We start from the raw sequence: 15,713 nt of genomic DNA on the forward strand, positions 1-15,713 counted from the left end.
ATATGCTCTTGCAGGCAATATTATATGAGAGTGGTAATGAGAAAATAAATACAAAATATTTAGCCGGCCTAATGGAATCCAGATCAGAGACCGAACAACTGCGACAATGGTGGACCGATACACTGGCGGGAAATACCGATGCCTTCAACGACATTCATAAAGCACTTTTTGATGGATTGTATTATTATGCATCCAAGTTGTTGAATGATAATGGCCTCGCAGATGACGCCGTGCAGGAACTCTTTGTAAAGATCTGGACCAAACGCAATTCTATAGGCAACCTGGAAAAAGTTAAACCCTACTTCTTTACTGTACTTCGTCGCCAGATACTCAATCAGTTACGCTCATTAAAGCTGCGTGAACTGAAAATCAAGATGTCGGTAGAGCCTGACATTTGTTTTTCGATAGAAGAGATTATTGTAGAAAAGGAAACAGAAGAATCGTTGCACACAAAGCTGACGGCACTTCTGAACGAACTGCCCGCCCGCCAAAAGGAAGCCATTTACCTGCGCTATTATGAAGATATGGAGTACAAGCAGATTGCTGAGATAATGAACGTTAACTATCAATCAGTTTTGAACCTCATTCAAAAAGCACTCAATAAGCTGCGTTCAGAGCAACTACTCGCCGTTTTTTTGGCTGCAGTCTTTATTTGCGAATAACTGAATAACTGAGTAACTGAAGGATTGCGGTTCAGTTTTACTCTATAACTATCAGACATTCAGTTATTCAGTTACTCAGTTATTCAGTCATCGCCAGTCCACCTGCCACCTTATCCAAAAAAAAGTTAAAAATTTTTTGCTCCCAAAGAGTATGACATGGAGAGTTCCGTGTCTTTATTATTAAATACAATAAAAACACAAGAATGCCGGGGTTTTTTAAGATAGGAAATAATAAGGTCGAGTTCAAAAAAGAGCCCGTTGCCCCTGAAATACAAGCCGAAAACTGGTTGAAGGTGGAAGCTGCTATTCAAAAAGAAAAGTCACGAATAGTATGGCTAAGACCTATGCTGGTAGCCGCGTCATTCTTGCTGGTGGCCGCAACGTCCATCTGGTTGTTCCTGAAACATGAAAATCAGAATGTCTATTTAACAGAGGTAAAGACTGTATCCGGCGAAATAAAACGCATTACCCTGCCCGATGGCTCTACCGTGGTGCTGAATGCAAACTCCATTTTGAAGGTGCCCAAGGTTTGGAAAGACAACGGAAAAAGAAATGTGTGGATAGAAGGGGAGGCATACTTCACGGTGGCTAAAAAGAAAGTTTCGGCAGACATATTTATTGTACATACAAAGGATGTGGACATCGAAGTGCTCGGAACCAGGTTCAATGTAAATACAAGAAATGACCAGTCGACTGTTGCCCTCGAAGAAGGTAAAGTGCAGTTGGCGGTAAAAGATGTCGCTTCATCTAAAGCCAGCAAGAAGGAATTGCCTGTGGTAATGAAACCGGGTGAAGTAGCAGTAGTTAATAAAAATGACGTAGTGAAACTGGATGCGGACTCTACAATCAACATGTATTCAGGCTGGGCGCGCAATGAATTCCACTTCAATTATACGTCAATGACTGAAGTTGCCCGCCTAATACAGGATACCTATGGTTACCGCGTTGTAATTTCGGACTCAACTTTATGGCAGGCCAAAATATCCGGAGAACTGCGGGCAGGTAATATAGAGGATATGGCGAAGGTGCTTGAAGTGATTCTTAAAAGGAAAATAACAATCAAGAATAAAACGCTCGTAATAGAGCAGTAACAACAACAGAAAAAACCAAAACAACCGGGCGCTCCCAGCGCACCGAAAAAATCGAAACGAAACCAAAACTGATTAATTAACGATCGCAAAAAAGAAGTATGAAAAAGAGCCTCTACCCCAGGAAAGTGTTTTTCCTGCTCGGCATCGTCATGTCTGTGGTCAACGTCATGAGTGCACACTCGCAAACAGCATTGAATGCGATAGCATACAGCCAGCAAAAACACTCTTCTCCTACAAATGCGGAATCGAAAACAATTTCCCAACTTTTACTGGAAGCAAGAAAAGTGTTTGATGTAGACTTTGTCTACGAATCAAACGTCTTGCCAGACGCTGCGCTTGCCATGAACGTAACGAAGTACAAAACCGTTACTGCCTTTCTTGACGAACTTCTTAAGCCTTACGGACTTAAGTACAAAAAGGTTCTTAAGAAAGCCTATGTAATCTATGCAAACAATGAAGAGCTTAAAAGCCTGATGCTCTCGTTGAACATAAAAAACAACGAAGAGGTAGTGCAGGTGAAAGCACCTGTTGATACTACCCTGACTGTATCCGGTAAAATCACCTCAACAGCCAAAGGCGAAATACTCGATGGCGTAAGCGTAACCGTAAAGGGAGCGACAAAAGGTGCCATGACCGATAAAAACGGTATTTTCAAATTAGCCGTTCCAGGGCCAAACGCTGTTATCGTTGTATCTATGATCGGTTACCTGCCACAGGAGTTTGTGGTTGGAAACAGAAGAGATTTTCAAGTAGCGTTGATACCGCAAAACCTGGCAATGGAAGAAGTTGTGGTAGTGGGTTACGGCCAGCAGAAAAAGGCGTCCGTAACTGCGTCTATCAGTACAATATCTTCTAAAGAAATCGTTCAGTCACCTGTTGCCAACATCAGTAATGCGCTTGCCGGAAGATTACCGGGTTTGATCTCGGTTCAGTCTTCAGGTAAACCGGGCGAGGATGCTGCAAACCTGTACATCAGGGGTGTTAGTACTTACAGTGCAAGCACCGCACCTTTGATTATGGTGGACGGTGTGGTGAGAGATACTTATAATGATATCGATCCTAACGAAATTGAAACCATCAGCATTCTTAAAGACGCTTCTGCCACTGCCGTATTTGGTGTACGTGGTGCAAATGGTGTTATCCTTATTACCACCAAACGCGGTAAGGAAGGTACTCCTAAAGTAAGCGCTACAGCTCAAACAGCTGCTGTTAGTTTCTTAAACATGCCGAAGTATGTTAATTCGCCACAATATGCTACGCTGAGAAATGAACAAATATTCGAAACATATTGGCAGAGACATGCCAACGATCCGGATGTAGCCAACAATCCCAATGGTTGGGCCGCTTTTGTTGCAAAAAGAAGCAATCCTGACCCTAATATTGGTTACAAACCGCAGTACACCGACGAGGATATGAAGTATTATCAAAATGCTCATACACCAACATTGGCCGATGGATCAAAAAATCCTTATTACGATCCGTACTTCCATCCTGACCAGGATTGGCAAAGCCAGATCTATAAAAAGTATGCACCACAGTCGCAGGCAAATATCAACATCACCGGAGGAACTAAGGGTGTGAAATATTTTCTTTCTGGTGGTTACCTGACACAATCCGGTTTGTTCAAGACAGATTATATGCCTTTCTCTAAAGAGATGGACTACAAAAAGGACAGATACAATCTGCGAGGCAACTTTGATTTTGACGTAAACGAAAATTTAAAAGTTTCGGTGGATTTGGGAACCCAGTTTGTTCAGGTTTCTGGTATGGACAATGACCAGTATAACTATGAGAAGAATCTGATGTGGACAAATCCTATGGGTTCTCCCGGTTACATTGATGGCAAGTATGTATTTCAGTGGCAGCGTGACGCAGAACAGTTTAACCCGTTATACAGTTTGTCATTGCGTAACCAGTATGCACTTACCAATAGTAGCACGCTCAATTCCGCTGTTCGCATAACGCACAAGCTGGATTTTATTACGAAGGGGCTTTCTGTAAGCGCAAGAGCTGCGTATGACAGTTATTTTGCCAGTACAGCAAAAGGGCAATCTAATCCTGTAAAATGGGCCGTGCGCCAAAATCCTAACGGCGACGTTTTGGATCCAATCTGGGTGCAATTGAATAATGAATCACCTTCATTAAGAAATTCAAATGCATATAAAGAGAAATGGCGCAAGTGGTACGCAGAGTTTGCCGTAAACTATAGCCGCACTTTCGGCGATCACTCTGTTACAGGATTGGTGATGGGTAACCTGGAAAAGAAATTTGATCCCAAATTGCCTTACGATCTTCCTCACGCTTACGAAGGTATTGTGGGTAGGATTGCTTATGGCTACAAAGGCAAATACCTGGCAGAGTACAACATGGGTTACAATGGATCTGAAAACTTTCCTGAAGGACAAAGGTTTGGATTCTTCCCTGCGTACTCACTCGGATGGGTAGCAAGTAATGAATCTTTCTGGCCGGTGAACCAATATTTCACTTACCTGAAGGTAAGAGGATCGCTTGGTTATGTTGGTAATGACGGAATTTATATTCCCGGCACAACCACATATGCACGCTACCTGTATTTACCCGATGTGTGGGGTTATGGCGGCGGTGATATGGGCGGTTATTACTTTGGTGTAAACGGATCGAACCGTAATAAAGTAAAGGGAGCTTATGAAAGTACACTTGGTAACCCCAACGTATCATGGGAAGTTTCGCAAAAAATGAATATAGGCTTTGAAGCCAAATTCTTTAAAGATAAACTGGGCATAACCTACGATCACTATGACGAACATAGAAAAGATATCCTTTCATACAGAGGAACTGTTCCGGGGATAGTTGCTGCAAGTTTACCTCCTTACAATTTAGGAGAAACAAGAAACTGGGGTAATGAACTGGAAGTTACCTACAACGATAAAGTTGGCCGTAAATTCAATTACTGGGTAAAAGCGAATATTTCCAACAACCAGAATAAAATTGTTTTCCGCGATGAACCAATTGTAAAGGGTCTTGAGTACCAGGCACAGACAGGTAAACCAATCAACCAGGGATCTTACCTGCAGGCCAATGGTTTATATACTTCATGGTCACAATTGTATGCAGTAGATGCAAACAACAATCCAATTCTTTCTCAACCGGTTGCTGCAAAAGATGCAAATGGCAAACCATATACAAACGCCGGCGGACAGACCGTTCTTGAAAGAGATCTTTCTCTTGGTGCAGTGCCTTTGCAACCTGGCGATATTAGAATGAATGACTATAATTACGATGGTGTGATCGATAACAAGGATTATGTAAGATCCGGTTATACTTCAATCCCTCGCTTCACTTATGGCGTTTCATTTGGATTTAATTATAAAGGATGGGACTTCTCTGTATTGTTTCAAGGCGCGGGTGGTGTAGCGGCAGATCCAATGCCAGCAACCAACAAGCACTTCAACGGTACAACAGAAGCGCTCTTTGCAGTGGACTGGAACCGCTTTACTCCTGAGCGTTATGCAGCAGGTGAAAAAATTGATTTCCCTATTGCAGCGTATAACCCTTCGGCTTATGCGAATACCTATTTCCATCTTAATACTGCTTATGTGCGATTAAAGAACATGGAAGTTGGTTACACTTTCCAACACGGAATTCTGTCGAAAGCGGGAATTGGCTCGGTTCGCGTATATGCGAATGGATTCAATATGTACACATGGAGCAAGAATTCTATTTGGGGTGATCCTGAAAATCTGGGTTACATGGGTTATCCACTTACCCGCACATACAACGCAGGTTTTAAAGTGAGTTTCTAATTTCTAATCCAAAAAGACAAAACAGATGAAATGAGCAGGACAACAATTTTACCACGTAAAGACCTGGTTATTTCATGCGAATTCCATCTGGCCAAAATAAAATAAACGATAAACAGATGAAAAAAATATATTTACCTCTTCTGCTTTTTGCCGGTGCGATTTCGGCAGGCATGATGAGTGGTTGTTCAAAAGATTTCCTGGAAAAGCCAAAAGGTGGCGCAGTAACTGTTGACACCATTTTCCATACGCAAATGCAGGCGCAATACGCTGTAGCTGAAATGTACAAATGGTGTATTCCTTCAGGCTTTGTATTAACAGAGTCTGCAGATTGCCGTGAGGACGCTCTTACAGACAATGTGTACTTAACACTTCCGGGTGCTGCCTGGGTTGCCGGTAATTACAATTATCAATTTTATATTTTCGGCAACATGACTCCTGCAAGTGGTATTGACAGGGGCCCTACTGCTGCCGGTCGTGGTGATGCACCTCCTTTCAACGGATGGTACAAAGCGATCAGAAAGGCCAACCTTGTTATTAAAAATATCAATGCCGTTGCAGATGCAAGTCCTGAGTGGATCAGTGATGTAAAGGGACAGGCAATTTTTTGCCGCGCAATGGCCCACTATAGTGCATTCCGCATGTTTGGTGGTATTCCGATTGTAACCAGCGTACTGGCAGGTGACGGAAAGATTTCTATTCCTCGTTCTTCTGTTCAGTCTGTTGTAGACAGTATTGTAACCTGGTGCGACCAGGCTGCAACTTTACTTCCGGCCACACGCGGTTCAGTTGATTACGGTAAAGTAACAAGCCTTGCTGCTTTGGCTTTGAAAGCAAGGATTTTATTATATGCTGCGAGCCCGCTTTACAATACGCCGAGCGAGATGAAGTCTATCATTGCAGGAGCAAGATATGGCAACGAGAAAGACTCTGTTCTGTGCTATGCTTCATATGATAAAGAGCGTTGGAAAAAAGCAGCAGATGCTTCTAAAGCCGTTATCGACGCAGCTGGTGGTGCAGGAGTTTCTTTGTATGTGTCATCTCCAACACCGAAGCCAACTACAACAGTTAACACAGATACTTATGCAGGTCTTGGCGATTACGAAGCAGTGTGCAATAACGTTTATGGAACTGCCGGTGCTTATGGCAACCCTGAAATGATTTTGGTAAACACATTTAACCAAAAAGATCCTGATAAGAGCCAGTGGAACGAGTGGGGTTTTTATAATACTTCTAAGATTCGCATGAATCAATGGGGTGCTAAAAACAATGTGCCAATCGAGTTCCTGCAGATGTATGAAAAAACAGATGGCACTAAATGGACCGCTACGCCTACAGGAAAAGATTTCAAAGCTTATTTCGAAGGATTGAGTCTTGACCCTCGTGCATACCAAAGTCTTGCATATGCGGGACAAAGATGGAACAGTGCAAGAACATTTGTTACTTATTACAAAGCTTCAGCAGATGGGACTTATTCAAAGGGCGCACTTTGCGATGATACCAACGCAGGCGATGCTACAGGAAGCGCAGTTGAGACTACAAAATTTGTTGCTCGTGTAGACAATATGAATGATAACCACTTTGCATGGCCCGTTTTCCGTTTGGCTGAATTTTATTTAAGCTATGCAGAAGCATTAAATGAATATGCAGGACCTACTGCTGAGGCCACGACTTACCTGAACCTGATCAGGGCAAGAGCCGGCATGCCAGCTAAAGCACCTGCATCTACAAGTGACTTCCGTACTGCTATTCAAAATGAGCGTTCAGTAGAACTGGCTTTTGAGAATCACAGATACAACGATTTGCACCGCTGGTTGACAGCTCACATCGTATTAAGTCAAACTTTTCACGGTTTTGCGGTTACTGCGTCAACAAATGGCGTTACACCGAAACCAACCAATCCTTTCCTCAACTGGGAAACTATTAATTACGGAGCAAGGGTGTTTCCTATGAAATACTACTATGTGCCGTTCCCGCTGGATCAAATAAGCATGATGTATTTGGGAGGAAAAGACTGGGATGGTCAAAACCCGGGATGGTAATTAAGGTTTGAAAATCGACAATCATAAACTACATGAAAAATATAAATATAAAACTCTTTATAGGGCTGCTCTTTCTAGCTGGGCTGGATGTGACCCAGGCACAAACAAAGAAGCCTGCCCAGTTAGATTCTGCAATATTGCTGACTACAAAAGGCAATACTGAAAAACTTATAGACGGAGGTATCAGAAACGAGCAGAGCTGGAGAAATACAGGAGCAACTTTTACCCTTTCAGGTGAAGAGCTTGCAAAAACGAATGCAGGTAATTTGTTGAATACATTGCAGGGAAGAATTCCGGGATTGACCGTGTCTACAGGTTCCGGTGAGCCTGGTTATGACGCACCAACGCTTTACGTACGTGGCCTGAGCAGCTGGAACATAGCAGGTAACAGAGTAACTATTTACCTGGATGGCTTTCAGGTTGACATGAACTCTCTTGCCGCTTTATCGCCTAATGAAATAGAGTCAGTAACCTTATTAAAAGATGCAGCGGCCACTGCTGTGTACGGTCTTGATGGTGGTGCCGGCGTATTGAGTGTTCGCACTAAAGAAGGAACAAAATCTGGCAAAACCAAAATTGAAGCAAATGCAAGATACGGTGCCATGCGCCCAATCGCATTACCACAGGTAATGGATGCTTACGGTTATGTAACTGCTTACAACCAGGCTTTGCAAAATGATGGATTGCCGGTTAAATACTACAATCCTGAATTGTACAAGGCTTCCGATGATCCTTTTCACCCCAATGTGAATTGGTACGACAAAATGTTAACCAATAAATCTGCCACACAGAACTACGACATCTCGTTCCGTGGCGGTAATGACAAAGCAAGATTTTTTGTATTGGGCGGCTACACAAGCTTCACAGGTATTTACAAGGATGCAGATGTGATCGACAAGGATTTTGGTACCAATGCAAAATATAACAGGCTTAGTTTGAGAGCCAATCTTGATTTGAACCTGAATAAAAATCTTTCTGTAAAAGCCACTGTTTCGGGTATTACAGAAGACCGCAACACACCAGCAGGCTTTACAGCAAGCAGCGTTTTTGCAGCTTTGTTGAGGACCCCGGCAGCAGCGTTTCCTGTCAAAAACCTGGATGGTACATGGGGAAACAATGCTGTGTATAGTTTCAATCCTGTTCAAAACCTCAGACAAAATGGTATCTATAGCTCGCATACAAGATACTTGCAAACGAACGTGAGCTTCAAGGAAAAGTTGGATATATTAACCAAGGGATTGGCGCTTAGCGGTGGTGTTTCATTCGCCAACGTATATACAGGTGTTTATCAAAAAACATTTACAGTGCCATCTTATGAAATTACCAAAGACGCTTATGACAACCCTGTTATAGATGCAAAAGGTAACGTGGTTTATAAAACAATAGGCGCTACAAGCCAGGGCGGCAGCGATGCTGGTAATGATCACTGGAACCGCACGTCATCCATCTTCGGTTTTGACTATGACAGAAGTTTTGGCAAACATTCTTTTACAGGCATGGTAAAATACACCCGTTCAAGTTATGTACATGATGGCCAGGTGTATGCAGTAGTAGAGCAAGGTTTACGTGGTAATGTTACTTATGACTACAGTAAAAAATATATTGCCGATCTGTCCTTCTCTTATCTTGGTTCTGCTGATTTTCAATCAGGACATCGTTATGGATTCTTTCCTGCAATAGGCCTGGGTTGGGTAGCAAGCAACGAAGACTTTTTGAAAAATAATAAAGTAATCAATTTCCTAAAGGTTAGAGGATCTTATGGTAAAACTGCCAATACCAACGAGAACTATCGTTTCTTATATGAGCAGTGGGCAAACTATACAGGGGGTGTTTACATACTTGGAACAGCTGATGGTGGAAGAAATGGAAGAACAGAAGGAGCGGTTCCGAACTCCAACTTTACGTGGGAAGCTAAACAAAGTGCGAACCTGGGAGTTGACCTGACAATTTTGAATAAGTTGAACGCTACATTGGATGTGTTTAAAGAAAAACGTACAGGTATTTTGGAAGCGCCTGTTGGTGTGCCTGATTATACAGGTTTCAATTTTCAAAACATGAACACAGGCGAAGTGGTGAACCAGGGCTTTGAACTATCGCTTCAATATCGCGACAAAACCAAAAGCGGCTTTGAATATTACGGCGGAGCTTCTATGGCATACGCCCACAATAAAGAAACAAAAGTTGCAGAAGATCCGCAGCCCTATGATTATCTATACAATAAAGGATATCGCGTCGGTCAGATGAGAGGATTTAAAGATGCCGGCTTTTACCAAGTATCAGATTTTGATGCTAATGGTAACCTGAATGCAGGCGTTGTAAAATCTACTTATGGAACGGTACATCCGGGCGACCTGAAGTATGTTGATGTAAATGGTGATGGGTTGATCAATAACTACGACCTCGTGCCAATGAAGTACACTAGGCTTCCTGAAATTACTTTAGGATTTAATTTGGGCTTCAAATACAAAGGCTTTGATTTTGATGCTTACGTACAAGGTGTAATGAACAGAACAGTAAGCTTGCTCGATGATGCTTACGATTATACGCACCCGTTAGCGAATAATACCAACATCACTGCTTTTTCAAACAATCCATGGACACCGGCAACTGCAGCTACTGCTACTTCGCCAAGATTGTCTACGCTGGTAAACAACAACAATAGCATACCTGCAGAGTTTTGGCTTCGCAATGGTAACTTCTGGAAACTACGCAGCGTGGAAGTAGGATATACTTTGCCTCGCACAGGGTTCCTGAAAAAAACAGAGATTCTAAGAGTTTTCCTGAATGGCAACAATTTGTTGGGTAACAAAATCGATGGATTGGAGCCAGAAAGACTTTCAATGGGATATCCTTTGATGAAGACAGTTACAATTGGATTGAAAGCAAAATTTTAAGCACGAACACTTTAAGACACAAAAAATGAAAAAGTACTATTATATCATCATTATAGTGTTGGCTACATTCTCCTTTGTCTCTTGTAAAAAAGACTTCCTGGATGTAAAAAACGTACCAGCCGACATGCCCATAAGCATGATGTACAAAACATATGACTACGCACAGGATGTTGTGTGGAAAGCGTATAGTTTTTTGCCGGACAGCTACAATTCGGTGGATCTGGAAGCTGCATCAGATGACGCTTACCATACCAACGTTAACAACCGCTCTCATATTTTCAATAATGGCACATGGACCCAGTTCTATAACCCAGACGGCGTTTGGTCCAATTGCTTTGATGGTATTTACCAGGCAAATCTGCACCTGGCACACAGGAAAGAAATAAGCCTCGACTATCTTTCAAACGGTATTGTTAACAACGACTCCACCACATACAAAAGAGCCGTATTGAACGTGGCTTATATGCAGGGTGAATGTTATTTCCTTAAAGCATTCTTCTATCTTGAATTGGTAAAACGCTATGGCGCAGTGCCGATCATTGATACGGCTGTTGACTACAATAACACTGCTTCATGGAAAGGTCTTCCAAGAAATTCAGTGGATGATGTTTTCAAGTATATCGTTAATCTATGCGATAAGGCTGCTGTAATTATTCCTGACAGTGTGCGTACCAGCGCAGCTACTACCTGGTACGAATCAGGCAGAGCTACTTACGCTGCGATCAAAGCACTCAAAGCAAAAGCGTTGTTGTTTGCTGCAAGTCCGCTGTTCAAAGATGCAGGCTCAACCTACACTTGGGCCGACGCTGCTGCTGCCGCGAACGACGTGATCAAGATGAATGTTTTCAGCCTTGATGCTTCTTACGCCAATTTGTTTGGAGCAACCAACGCGACATCTACTGAGGCAATTTTCTTCAAAAGATATAGCGACCAGAACGGCTTCGAGTACAATAACTTTCCCATTATGTTTGAAAAAAGTAATGGCAACAGCGTAACCCCAAGTCAAAACTTCGTGGATGAGTTTGAAGTAAAAAGTGGCTCCACATCTGCTCCTTTCGACTGGAACAACCCAACGCATGCAGCCAATCCATACGCAAACAGGGACCCTCGCCTGGCGGCAACTGTAGTGTACAACGGAGCTACATTTAGCGCTAGTACAATTCAAACATATGTTGGTGGAAATAGTGGTCAGCCAAAATTGAACTCTACAAAAACAGGATACTATTTGTCAAAATATGTTAACCAGACTGTTAGTTTGACCAATGCCACGAAAACAAAACACCAGTGGTTGTATTTCAGATATGGTGGTTTGCTGCTCGATTATGCAGAAGCTATGTACAACGCATATGGTGCAAGCGGCAACCCGCAAGGTTTTAGCATGACTGCGCTGCAGGCTCTCAATAAAGTAAGAACACGTACAGGTGTTGCCATGCCGGCTCTTGCAGACTTATCGCAAGATGCTATTATGCACGAGCGCAGAGTAGAGCTTGGGTTTGAAGGTCAACGCTACTGGGATGTACGCAGATGGAAAAAAGGAGGCACTTATTTCAATGCACCTTTAAACAGAATAGAGATCACTTTGAACGGAAGTTCGTATACCTATGCTGTGAAGAAATTGGAAGACAGAGTGTATGATGATAAAAAAATGAACTGGTATCCTATCCCTCAAAATGAAATTGTAAAAACCGGCTGGACACAAAACACCGGTTGGTAATAAAACTTAATTCAGGAATTCATAAACGCTAATACAATTATGATTATGAAGTCGTCAATAAATTCAAAGATTTTCAACACAATATTTCCTTTGGTTGCTGTAGCCGCATTACTAGCGGCTTGCAGCAAGCAGGAAGCAAACAGCAGCTACGAGTCTTACGGCCCTGTGGATAGCCTTACTGCTACTTTTACCGTAACCCCTGTACAGGGTAGTGACACAAAATTTGTTGTAAAAAATACAACAGCCGGTAATTGCGTAGGAACATATTGGAACCTGGACCAGGGCGCCGGATATGCAGGAGGTAAAACAACAGATACTGTTTTTTTCCCGCTGGCAGGAACATACAACATCCGGATGCAGGCCGCAGATAAGCGAGGTCGTTTATATACCTCTGCTCCGATCAGTGTTACAACCACTGCAAATGATCCAAGATATTTATTAAAAGGAGGCCAAATGAGAACCGGTGATGACGCGTTCTGGAGCCGTTTTGATCAGGGAGCACCTAATGGAGTTTGGGCATTAGCCGGAGGCAATTTTACAGTAACAGGGAACCCTAAAAACAGTGGTATCTATCAGGCTGTACAATTAGTTGCAGGTAAGAAATACAATATTTCAATTACTTCTGCTGCTACTACATATAACAGTACCTGGGGTGAAATATGGATAGGCAAGTTTCAACCTGCTAACGGTTCCGATTATGGAGCGGCTGCACCATCTGCAGGAAATGCAAGTGCTTCAACTCCTACGTTTGTTAGCTGGGCAAGCAGCACCACTGCATTTACATCGAGCACCAAAACAAGTACGTTTACTCCTGGTACTTCAGGAACTTATTATTTCACAATTAAAGTGGGTACCGGAAGTTCTTTTAGCTCGATCGCCATTTCCAATGTAAGTCTATATAGCGATAACTAACAGGGAGAAATTTGAGAATTTGAAAATTTGGAAGTTTGAAAATGCATTCCGCGCAACTGGTAAAACTGATATTCAACAACCCAATTTTCAAATTTTCAAATTCCCACATTTTCAAATTGCCTAAACCTTAAAGCAGTCATAATAGTTGCCGTGTAAAGACACGGCAACTTTCTTTCAGCTCTTTCCGATTTTTTCTTTAAGCACATGATGTAATAATTCGGTGCTATTTATTCATGTCTCTGCTATTGTCATTAACTTAAGGCGGGCCAAAACTTTTCGCTTCGCGAGGTTTAATATGTCGCCCCTACAGGGCCGGTATTTTGGTACGACGTGATCTATTAATGCTACTAACGTTTCGCCCCGCTGGGGGCTGTTGAACCGCAGCCTCGGGCTTGCACCAGTTCATTTTCAAATTTTCAAACTACCACATTTTTAAATTAATTAACTATCATAAAATGAAAACCACGATGTTTTGGTCCTTACCATTATTCATGGGCCTTGGATTGGCCTGCGGAAAAAAATCTTCCGGCAACAATAATCCGACCGGCGGCAATAATTCAAACAACCCTCCGGTAGTAGTAACTCCTAAATCTGACGTTGAATTTTGGCTCACACAGTCAGACAAGACGGTGCTGTTTAAAAAGCAAACAACGAGTTTGGTATTTTCAACCACCAGCAATTCGTATCCAAGCATCGACGTGGATGATACTCAAACTTACCAGCAAATTGACGGCTTTGGCTATTGCCTCACAGGCGGTAGCGCTACGTTGCTGAACTCGCTGACGTCTGTTAACAAGGATAATGTTTTAAAAGAGTTGTTTGCATTTGACAGCACATTCATTGGTATAAGTTATTTGCGCATAAGCATTGGTGCTTCAGATCTCAGTGCAAATACATTTACTTATGATGATATGCCAAGCGGACAAACAGATGTTCCGCTCGACCACTTTAGTATCAATGCAGAGAAAACAGATCTGATACCGATTCTGAAAAAAATATTGGCCATCAATCCCAACATAAAAATATTGGGCTCGCCGTGGTCGCCACCCATATGGATGAAAAGCAACAATTCTTTTAAAGGCGGCAGTTTGAAACCGGAATATTATGCGGCCTATGCACAATACTTCGTAAAATATATACAGGCAATGAAAGCAGAAGGCATTCCCATAGATGCCGTTACAGTACAAAACGAGCCGTTGAATGGGAACAACAATCCAAGTCTTGTAATGCAAGCCAGCGAACAGGCAAACTTTGTGAAGAATAATTTGGGGCCAGCATTTCAGGCTGCAGGCATCAACACAAAAATTATTGTGTGGGATCACAATGCGGATGTAGCCACTTATCCTTTAGCAATCCTCGGCGATGCTGATGCAAAAAAATATGTTGATGGTTCCGCCTTTCATTTGTACAGCGGCTCCATCTCTGCATTGTCGCAAGTGCATGACGCGCACCCTGACAAAAGCGTTTACTTTACAGAGCAATGGGTAGGCGGCCCCGGCAACTTTAGCGGCGATCTTCAATGGCACGTACAAAACCTGATCATTGGTGCTACCCGCAACTGGAGCAAAAATGTTCTCGAGTGGAACCTGGCCTCTGATCCAGGCTACAACCCGCATACAAATGGAGGTTGTAGCACTTGCCAGGGCGCGCTGACAATTTCTGGTGATGCTGTGGCACGTAATGTCTCTTACTACATTGTTGCCCATGCATCAAAATTTGTAAGACCAGGATCCGTGCGCATTTCATCTGCACAAACATCAAACCTTTTAACCGTTGCATTTAAAAACCCAGACGGCAAGAAAGTGTTGATCGTTCTTAACAAAGGAGCTGCACAGGAAGTTTTCAATATAAAAGTTGGAAGCAGAATTGTTACAACTGCGTTGTCCAGCGGAGCAGTAGGAACGTACGTGTGGTAAATAGAACTGTGACGAATGTTACAAGACCTGACAGGTTTCCGAAGAACCTGTCAGGTCTTTTGATTTAGGAAAGATGTTTATATAATGTATTCTCAGGCATTTTTTAGTGCTCTCGTCAAGACCTCAAGATATCCAACGTATTCCTTAGCATGACTCCAGCCATCTGTAAGACCTGCCCAAATTATTTGCCTGTCTATAGCCAACTGAATGATCGGTTTATTTTGAGGTTCAATTACGCCTTCATCAACCAGCTGTGCAAATCCTGTGGCTATCACAGAAATGTCAAGTGTGTAAATATATTGCTGGTCATCAAATTCACCATCTTTCAATTGGGATTTTATCAGGTTCTTCTCTAACAAGCTCTGATTATAATCTTCAATCGACATTTCGCCTACGCCCTCAATGACCCACTTTAGACATTCTATTGTGGGAGTCTGAGGAAAAGATTGCCGCCATCTTCGGTATTCTGCCAAAGCTGTATCGCCTTCGTCGGAACCAAAAGGAGCCAATTCGTCAATGCAGCTCCAAAAGAATTCTTCAGGAATTAATTCAATTGCTCTTGGATGGGAGTTTTCTTGATCTATGCCATATTTTTCTTCTTCCATAAGGTAAAATTATTTTGATTGAAGATAGTGAAAACTCATTTTAATTGTTAGAGAAGGGTGCTGTAGTCTGTTAGGAAACTTACATTTTCACAAAGGAT

At 42.5% G+C, this 15,713-nt stretch carries 9 protein-coding genes; 8 read left to right on the forward strand and 1 reads right to left on the reverse strand.

Translation table 11 applies throughout. The annotated features are described in order from the left end of the window. The first annotated feature begins 71 nt into the window (after nt 1–71). The 8 genes from KTO63_RS21255 to KTO63_RS21290 all read left to right on the forward strand — a co-directional run bounded on the left by KTO63_RS21255 (nt 72) and on the right by KTO63_RS21290 (nt 15,010). Nucleotides 72–662, forward strand: a complete 591-nt coding sequence (locus KTO63_RS21255) for an RNA polymerase sigma factor (protein ID WP_217793978.1) — start codon at nt 72–74, stop codon at nt 660–662. Between the two features lie 203 nt (nt 663–865). Next, nucleotides 866–1,753 carry a FecR family protein gene (locus KTO63_RS21260; RefSeq protein ID WP_217793979.1) on the forward strand — a complete coding sequence of 296 codons (888 nt, stop codon included), beginning with the start codon at nt 866–868 and terminating at the stop codon, nt 1,751–1,753. A gap of 98 nt (nt 1,754–1,851) precedes the next feature. Next, nucleotides 1,852–5,535, forward strand: coding sequence for a SusC/RagA family TonB-linked outer membrane protein (locus KTO63_RS21265; protein ID WP_232373282.1), 3,684 nt, complete (start codon nt 1,852–1,854; stop codon nt 5,533–5,535). A gap of 116 nt (nt 5,536–5,651) precedes the next feature. Then, nucleotides 5,652–7,574: a RagB/SusD family nutrient uptake outer membrane protein gene (locus tag KTO63_RS21270; protein WP_217793980.1), complete on the forward strand. Its 1,923-nt coding sequence runs from the start codon at nt 5,652–5,654 to the stop codon at nt 7,572–7,574. 32 nt (nt 7,575–7,606) lie between these two features. Next, nucleotides 7,607–10,468, forward strand: coding sequence for a SusC/RagA family TonB-linked outer membrane protein (locus tag KTO63_RS21275; RefSeq protein ID WP_217793981.1), 2,862 nt, complete (start codon nt 7,607–7,609; stop codon nt 10,466–10,468). A 25-nt stretch (nt 10,469–10,493) separates the two neighbouring features. Beyond that, nucleotides 10,494–12,182, forward strand: coding sequence for a RagB/SusD family nutrient uptake outer membrane protein (locus KTO63_RS21280; protein ID WP_217793982.1), 1,689 nt, complete (start codon nt 10,494–10,496; stop codon nt 12,180–12,182). Nucleotides 12,183–12,227: 45 nt separating this feature from the next. Beyond that, nucleotides 12,228–13,094 carry a hypothetical protein gene (locus KTO63_RS21285; protein WP_217793983.1) on the forward strand — a complete coding sequence of 289 codons (867 nt, stop codon included), beginning with the start codon at nt 12,228–12,230 and terminating at the stop codon, nt 13,092–13,094. Nucleotides 13,095–13,549: 455 nt separating this feature from the next. Then, the gene (locus tag KTO63_RS21290; RefSeq protein ID WP_232373283.1) at nt 13,550–15,010 is read left to right on the forward strand and encodes a glycoside hydrolase family 30 protein; all 1,461 of its coding nucleotides are present in this window, start codon (nt 13,550–13,552) and stop codon (nt 15,008–15,010) included. 92 nt (nt 15,011–15,102) lie between these two features. Here KTO63_RS21290 and KTO63_RS21295 read toward each other — a convergent pair whose 3' ends face one another. Continuing rightward, complete coding sequence (locus tag KTO63_RS21295) at nt 15,103–15,615, reverse strand: hypothetical protein (RefSeq protein ID WP_217793984.1); 513 nt, start codon at nt 15,613–15,615, stop codon at nt 15,103–15,105. Nucleotides 15,616–15,713 lie beyond the last annotated feature (98 nt).

This window comes from Pinibacter aurantiacus (genome assembly GCF_019130065.1).
GTDB classification, from domain to species: domain Bacteria; phylum Bacteroidota; class Bacteroidia; order Chitinophagales; family Chitinophagaceae; genus Pinibacter; species Pinibacter aurantiacus.